The sequence below is a fragment of the Bradyrhizobium sp. SHOUNA76 genome (assembly GCF_023006445.1).
Taxonomy (GTDB): domain Bacteria; phylum Pseudomonadota; class Alphaproteobacteria; order Rhizobiales; family Xanthobacteraceae; genus Bradyrhizobium.
Genome location: NZ_JALBHA010000361.1, coordinates 1 through 6,863 on the forward strand (window position 1 = coordinate 1; position 6,863 = coordinate 6,863).

Annotated in this window: 5 protein-coding genes and 5 pseudogenes; 5 read left to right on the top strand and 5 right to left on the bottom strand. The window is 63.7% G+C overall.

Annotated features, from left to right (window positions below; genetic code table 11):
• The 3 genes and pseudogenes from MOV74_RS27445 to MOV74_RS27455 form a co-directional block, all read left to right on the top strand.
• Nucleotides 1-144 (top strand): annotated as a pseudogene (locus tag MOV74_RS27445) (sulfur globule protein precursor); the annotation flags it as partial.
• Between the two features lie 226 nt (nucleotides 145-370).
• A complete protein-coding gene (locus MOV74_RS27450) occupies nucleotides 371-544 on the top strand; it encodes a hypothetical protein (RefSeq protein WP_246929708.1) in 174 nt (57 codons plus the stop codon).
• A 56-nt stretch (nucleotides 545-600) separates the two neighbouring features.
• A complete protein-coding gene (locus tag MOV74_RS27455; protein WP_246929709.1) occupies nucleotides 601-2,463 on the top strand; it encodes an ABC-F family ATP-binding cassette domain-containing protein in 1,863 nt (620 codons plus the stop codon).
• A gap of 74 nt (nucleotides 2,464-2,537) precedes the next feature.
• Here MOV74_RS27455 and MOV74_RS27460 read toward each other — a convergent pair.
• A pseudogene (locus tag MOV74_RS27460) lies at nucleotides 2,538-3,208 on the bottom strand (glutathione S-transferase family protein).
• Nucleotides 3,209-3,274: 66 nt separating this feature from the next.
• Between MOV74_RS27460 and MOV74_RS27465 the strand changes: the two are divergent.
• Nucleotides 3,275-3,763 (top strand): annotated as a pseudogene (locus MOV74_RS27465) (helix-turn-helix domain-containing protein); the annotation flags it as partial.
• A 75-nt stretch (nucleotides 3,764-3,838) separates the two neighbouring features.
• Here MOV74_RS27465 and MOV74_RS27470 read toward each other — a convergent pair.
• Together MOV74_RS27470 and MOV74_RS27475 are read right to left on the bottom strand one after the other, a co-directional pair.
• A complete protein-coding gene (locus MOV74_RS27470) occupies nucleotides 3,839-4,804 on the bottom strand; it encodes a tripartite tricarboxylate transporter substrate-binding protein (protein WP_246929710.1) in 966 nt (321 codons plus the stop codon).
• Between the two features lie 159 nt (nucleotides 4,805-4,963).
• Entirely contained in the window at nucleotides 4,964-5,551 is a 588-nt protein-coding gene (locus MOV74_RS27475) for a TetR/AcrR family transcriptional regulator (protein WP_246929714.1), read from the bottom strand.
• 100 nt (nucleotides 5,552-5,651) lie between these two features.
• Between MOV74_RS27475 and MOV74_RS27480 the strand changes: the two genes are divergently transcribed.
• Nucleotides 5,652-6,179, top strand: coding sequence for a DinB family protein (locus MOV74_RS27480; protein ID WP_246929711.1), 528 nt, complete (start codon nucleotides 5,652-5,654; stop codon nucleotides 6,177-6,179).
• Between the two features lie 5 nt (nucleotides 6,180-6,184).
• On the opposite strand, the pseudogene MOV74_RS27485 reads toward MOV74_RS27480, so the two are convergent.
• Together MOV74_RS27485 and MOV74_RS27490 are read right to left on the bottom strand one after the other, a co-directional pair.
• A pseudogene (locus tag MOV74_RS27485) lies at nucleotides 6,185-6,313 on the bottom strand (IS630 family transposase); the annotation flags it as partial.
• 352 nt (nucleotides 6,314-6,665) lie between these two features.
• Nucleotides 6,666-6,863, bottom strand: a pseudogene (locus MOV74_RS27490) (hypothetical protein); the annotation flags it as partial.

Sequence of the window (6,863 nt, forward strand, 5' to 3'; positions counted from 1 at the left end):
GGCTGGCACCACAGCCGCGGCTGGGGCGGACCGCGCTTCTATGCCGGCGGCCCCGTCTCCTACGGCTATGGCGGCTGCTATGTGCGCCGGCTGGTCCCGACCCCCTGGGGACCCCGCTGGCGGATGATCAACCGCTGCTACTGAGCCCGACAGCACCTTACCAAAAGACCAAAAGGTATCTGCGCCCCCCACAGGTACCTCCAAGAGGAGCCCCGGCGATCCCCCCGCCGGGGCTCCGCATTTTGAGCGGATATCGCGGGATTCATGCAATTTTGACGAGAATGCCGATGATCCCCAAGAAGGGGCGAAACCATTTTGGGGGTCAATGACTTGGTATCGTGACTTTACTTTAAACCCACGGAACCGCGCGATGGCTTGGCCTTATGCCGATGACAGCGAACAGATCGACCGGCGCACCAGCCGATCGATTTGCGATGCCGTGGGCGAACGGCTCCAGCAGAGCCTGCGGCCCGAGCCCCGGCTCCCCACACATCTCGAGCAGCTCCTCAACGAGCTGGAGCGGCGCGACCGCGACCCGCACTGAGCAGCGGGCCCGGAAAAACGGGTTGCGTTTGACCCCGCCTGCGGTGACAAGGCCGCATGCTGTCCATTACCGACCTCTCCATCCGTCTCGCCGGACGCCTTCTGATTGACCAGAGTTCCGTGCAGATCACGCCCGGATCGCGCGTCGGCATGGTCGGACGCAACGGCACCGGCAAGTCGACCCTGTTCAAGGTGATCCGCGGCGAGCTCGCGGCCGAGCACGGCTCGGTGACCCTGCCGCCGCGCTGGCGCGTCGGCAGCCTGGCGCAGGAAGCCCCGAACGGACCCGAAAGCCTGATTTCCGTCGTGCTCAAGGCCGACCTCGAGCGCGACGCGCTCCTGCATGAAGCAGAGAGCGCCACCGATCCGCACCGGATCGCCGAGATCCAGACCCGCCTCGTCGACATCGACGCGCATTCCGCGCCGAGCCGCGCCGCCGCAATCCTCTCCGGCCTCGGCTTCTCCGCCGCCGACCAGCTCCGCCCCTGCGCCGAATTCTCCGGCGGCTGGCGCATGCGCGTTGCGCTCGCCGCGACGCTGTTCGCGGCCCCCGACTTGCTGCTGCTCGACGAGCCCACCAACTATCTCGACCTCGAGGGAACGCTGTGGCTGGAGGATCACCTCGCGCATTATCCGCGCACGGTGATCGTGATCAGCCACGACCGCGACCTCTTGGAGAGCTCGGTCGACCAGATCCTGCATCTGGAGCGCGGCAAGCTCACGCTCTACAAGGGCACCTACTCCTCGTTCGAGGAGCAGCGCGCCATGCGCGAGCTGCTCGACGCCAAGCAGGTCAAGCGCCAGGAAGCCGAACGCGCCCGCCTGCAGGCCTTCGTCGACCGCTTCAAGGCCAAGGCCTCGAAGGCGCGGCAGGCTCAGTCTCGCGTCAAGATGCTGGAGCGGCTGAAACCGATCACGGCGCTGGTCACCGAGGACGTGCGCGAGATCACCTTTCCGGCGCCGGAGAAGATCCTGTCGCCGCCGATCATCGCGGTCGATAACGCCGCGGTCGGCTACGATCCGGCGAGCCCCGTGCTCAATCGCGTCACCCTGCGCATCGACAACGACGACCGCATCGCGCTGCTCGGCGCCAACGGCAACGGCAAGTCGACCCTCGTCAAACTGCTCGCTGGACGGCTGGCGCCTTTCTCGGGAAGAGTGACGCGCGCGGACAAGCTGTCGATCGCGTATTTCGCGCAGCACCAGCTCGACGAGCTCAACGAGGACGCTTCCGCCTACGATCACGTCCGCAAGCTGATGGGCGAGGCGCCCGAGGCAAAGGTGCGGGCGCGCGCCGGCGCGATCGGCTTCTCCGGCAAGGCGGCCGACACCAAGGTCGGCAAATTGTCGGGCGGCGAGAAGGCGCGGCTCCTGCTGGGGCTGGCGACGTTCTTCGGCCCCAACATGATCATCCTGGACGAGCCGACCAACCATCTCGACATCGACAGCCGCGCCGCGCTCGCGGAGGCCATCAATGAATTTCCCGGCGCGGTCATCATGGTCTCGCACGACCGCTATCTGATCGAGGCCTGCGCGGACCGGCTCTGGATCGTCGCCGACCGCACGGTCACCAATTACGACGGCGACCTCGACGAATACCGCCGCCTGGTGCTGTCCGCGCGCAACGGCGAGCCCGCCCCGCGCGAGCGCAGCGCCGCGAGCGAGAAGCCGCAGCGTGCAAGGTCAGACAATCGCGGCTCGCTGAAGAAGCGCATCGCCGATGCCGAAGCCGAGATCGCCCGCGTCAGCGACATCATCACCAAGATCGACACCGCCCTCGCCTTGCCCGACATTTTTACGCGCGATCCCAAGCAGGCCGCACAGCTGTCAAAGGCGCGCGCCAATGCGGCGGACGCGCTGGCGCGCGCGGAGGAGCAGTGGCTCGAGGCGAGCGCGCAGTTTGATGAGGCGGCGGGCTAGCGCTGCCGCGAGGCCGTCCCCCTCAAAACCTGCAAAACAACCATGCACAGCCGATGCCCAGTCTGCGGGCGGCGTCAGGCTGCGAGGAGCGCCTGATGCTGGCGCAGGTGCTGCCGGAAGCGCTCGGCATAGTCTTCGACCACCGCGTCTCTGACGCTGGGACGCGCCGCCAGCGCCGCCCGCCACGCCGAGACGCGTGGAAGGTCGTCAAAGATCGCCTGCGACACCGCGGGATCGATGATGGCGAAGTAGCGGAAGAGCGGGGCGTAGACCGCATCGACCATGCCGAAGGTTGCGCCGGCGAAATACGGTCCCGAGCCGAGCTCCGTCTCCAGTCGCTGGAGTCGGTCGCGGAACGCTGCCCGCTTGGCGGCCGCGCCGGGTCGGTAGCATTGAGGAACTGCCAGGCATCGGCGAGGGTCGGCGTGGCAAACTCGATCCACGCGCGCTGCCGGGCGCGCAGCAGCGCATCGTCGGAATACATCGGCGCGCCGCCCTGCGTTTCCTCGAGATACTCGCAGATCACCATGCTTTCGAAGAGGATCGCATCCTCTCCGTCGATCCGGCGCACCTTGAGCAGCGGGACCTTGCCGGTGGGGGACAGCGCCAGGAACCAGTCGGGCTTGGCCGAGAGGTCGACGTTGATCCGCTCAAACGGCACGCCCTTTTCCAGAAGGACGATCGCGGCGCGTTGGACGAACGGGCAGAGCGGATGGCTGACGAGTGTCAGGCTGAGGTCGGGCATGATGGCCTCTCGATTCCAGATGAAGGAGCGACGCGAGGATCAGATCGCCTGACCGCCCGAAATGTCACGCTGCTGCGCCTGCTGGCGTTGCTCGACACGCCGGGCGACATTCCGGTTCTGGCGCCGATGGCGGAGCGGGAATTGCTCTATCGTTTCCTGCAGGGACCGCAGGGGCGCCTGCTGCGCCATATCGCCCGGCCCGAGGGGGCCCTCGGCCGGATCCGGCGTGCGGTCGAATGGATTCGCGACCACCCCAACACGCGGCTGCGGATCGAAGCCCTGTGCGAGGCAAGCGGCATGAGCCGCGCCAGTCTGCACCGCCATTTCGTGGCACTGACCGGGCTAAGCCCGATCCAGTATCAGAAGCAGCTTCGATTGCAGGAGGCGCGACAACTGCTGCTCTCCGGTGACCGAACCGCGTCAGATGTCGCCTTCGCAGTAGGTTACGAAAGCGCCTCGCAATTCAGTCGCGAATATCTTCGGCAGTTTGGCGCGCCGCCGGTCCGAGACGTCCGTCAAATCAGGCGCGCTATTGGCAGCTTGTCAGTGAATTGATTGAGCATTTCCTCGATTCCGCTTCGCTCAGCAATGTCGCGCCCGAAAGACGGGTCAGACCGGGCGCCTCTGGCTTCAGTCCGCGTATTGCCCGGCTGCCTTGATGATCGGCGCCCAGCGATCGATTTCACTCGTCAGCATCGCGCCCAGCGCCTCGGGCGTCGCCTTGTCCTGCGGGACCGGCTCGGTGTTGATGTCGTTGAAGCGAGCGATCAGCGTCGGGTCCTTCAGCGCTGCCTGGAGCGCCGCCGTCAGCTTCTGAACGACCGCGGGCGGCGTGCCCTTGGGCGCATAGAGACCGTGCCAGACGCCGAGCTCGAAACCCTTGAGGCCGGCCTCGTCGGCGGTCGGCAGATCAGGCAGGCTCTTCAGCCGCTCCTTGGTGGTGATCGCATAGGCCTTGACCTGCTTGGCCGTGATCGGGCCGGTCGTGTTCGTCGCCTGATCGCAGGTGAGATCGATCTGCTTGCCGAGCAGATCGTTCATGATCGGACCGTTGCCCTTGTAGGGCACCGTGGTGAGCTGCTTCTGGATCGCCGTCATGAACAGCATGCCGCAGAGATGCGATGCCGCACCTAACCCGGCATTGGCGTAAGTCAGCTTGTCGCCCTGCTGCTGGGCGTAGGCGACCAGTTCCTTCAGCGTGTCGGCCGGGAAATCCGGACGCGCGATGATGGTCATCGGCGCATTGGTCACGAGCCCGATCGGCGCGAATGCGGTCTTCGTGTCGTAGCTCAGATTGCGGTACAGCGTGGCCGCGGTCGAGATGCCGACATGATGGACCAGCAGCGTGTACCCGTCCGGCTGGGCACGCGCGGCGCGGGTCGTGCCGATCGTGCCGCCGGCACCGGTCGCGTTCTCGACGATGACCTGCTGTCCCAGGGATTTCGCCATGCTTGCCGCGGTCAGGCGCGCGATGGTGTCCGTCGGCCCGCCGGCGGCGTATGGAACCAGCACGGTGATGGTTCTCGACGGATAATCCTGGGCGACGGCCGCGCCGAGCGGCAAGAGCAGAGCCGAGATGAGGGCAATGAACCGCACGATTTCCTCCAGTTTTTTCTCACGCCATATGAGCGTATTCTCGGCCGCACCGCCATCACGAAAGCGATTTCAGCAAAAGTGTCGCAATCACGATGCATCGGCACTCGCAATTGAATTATTGGCAACGTACTCAACATCCCGCAGCGGGAGATCGGACCATCAAAGCGCTACAAGATATAGACTGATCAGCCGAACCAACTCCTTTCGCACCGTTGGGTCCGCCAACGTGCCACGGCGAGCGGCGTTATGAATCACCCCGTCGATCGTATCGGATATGATCAGAGCAGCGGTTTGGTCCGCGCTATTGGGCGGACGCTTCCGATGGATAGCTACAGCCTTCGAATAGTAAGCGAGGTATTCGACCTCAAATTCGCTGTGGGGGTTCCGATGGTCGTCAGAGCTTGGAGCCTCGTCGAGCAATACCCTGTGCAATCCGGGGTAGACGCTATGGGCAGCGATCATGGCGTCAACGAGGTTCGCCACGAACTGCACCGAAGACAGTTCCTTGGCTTGAGATTTCCGCATAACGGCAAGACAGTCATCCAGATGCCGGCGGCGAATAGCATCGACTAAGGAGAGCTTGTCCGGAAAATACTGGTACAGCGAGCCGATGCTCACTCCAGCGTTGTCTGCAACCTTGTTGGTCGTGAATCCGGCCCATCCTTCATCGCTCAAAATGCGAGCACCAGCCTGAATGATCGTTTCAACCGTTGCGCGGGATCGGGCTTGGCGCGGCTCCTTCCGCATCACTGATTGCCGTTGTGCAATACGAGTAGACAAGAAATCCGCCTCATAGAGAATGTGAATGCGTTGCTCATATTTCTAAATCGCGGAAGGATCGGCGGCAATGACTAGCTTGCTCCAAACACTCTATGGCTATCATGCGTGGGCCAACATCGACTTGTTCGACAAGCTGGAAACCGTAGATCGTGAGAAATACGGAACTGAGCTACAATCGGCCCTGCGACTGATTAGCCACTACTATGCGGTGTCGCGGATATTTGCTGCGCATCTGCAAGGCGTACCGCACGGGTACGCCTCCGCCAATTTGGATGAGCCCCCGACACTGGACGAGCTGAGGGCCGCCGTCACATCCTCCGATCAGTGGTATCTCGGCTACGTTCGCGACACCCCGTCCTCTACTCTCTCCGAAGCTGTGCCGTTCACCTTCACCGATGGCGACAAGGGATATATGTCGAGAGAGGAGATGCTGACCCATGTTGCGTTCCATGGAGGCTATCACCGGGGCGAGGTGGGGCGGATGCTTTGGCAGCTTTCCGTGACCCCACCTTGGGACACTCTTGCGGTTTATCTTCATCAGGTCGAGCCCGCGCGGCGGCTACAGGGCGGCAAGCAATCCGTTTCGGAAAGGTGATCAACGGTTTGCGCGAGCAAGCGGCCGCCGATCAGGATGAACCGGAGATCGATCTGGTTGAGCCAGGATGCACTGGTCGGCGTGAAATGGAATTGTGCATTGGGACGGGCCTTGAGCCAGTCCTCGTTGGAGCGCTCGAAAATGACCGACCACGGATCGCTGGACGAGCTATCGCGCCGGATCGGTGAGGCCCCGCCAGGCGGATCGACTCCAAACTATTGCGCGAAATCGTTTTGGCGAGCGTAGCCTAAAGCATGATCCGGACAAGTGCGAAGCGGTTTTCCCTCGCGACAAACGCGGAACGCGTTTGCGCGGAGATCATGCGCAAACAACAACCAAAAGCGCGATGACGATTCATCCTGATCTCATCGCCTTCTTCTGGATCAGATCCGCACTTCTGACGATGCGCCTCGAATGCGCGCTTGTTCAGAAAGGCAAGCTCAGCGTCGGCTCATGACGCGCCCTGCCCGCGACTCAAGCTTCCGCTCAGGTCGCCTGCTTTTTCTTCGCCTTCGGCTTGGCGGCCTTCGGCACGGCCGCCGGCTCGGGGCTGCCCTCGATCGAGGACAGGCGGCCGGAGGTGAAGGTGTAGATGCCGGCGCGCGGCCCGGTGGTCCAGGTGACGACGGCGACACGGCGGCCAGCAGCGTCATTGGAGAGATTGACCGTCGAGGGCGCGCCGAT

What these genes read in the sequence shown, in the direction of transcription:
- MOV74_RS27450 (WP_246929708.1), top strand. Translation starts at nt 371, where the DNA reads ATGGCTTGGCCTTATGCCGATGACAGCGAACAGATCGACCGGCGCACC.
- MOV74_RS27455 (WP_246929709.1), top strand. Translation starts at nt 601, where the DNA reads ATGCTGTCCATTACCGACCTCTCCATCCGTCTCGCCGGACGCCTTCTG.
- MOV74_RS27475 (WP_246929714.1), bottom strand. Translation starts at nt 5,551, where the DNA reads ATGCGGAAGGAGCCGCGCCAAGCCCGATCCCGCGCAACGGTTGAAACG.
- MOV74_RS27480 (WP_246929711.1), top strand. Translation starts at nt 5,652, where the DNA reads ATGACTAGCTTGCTCCAAACACTCTATGGCTATCATGCGTGGGCCAAC.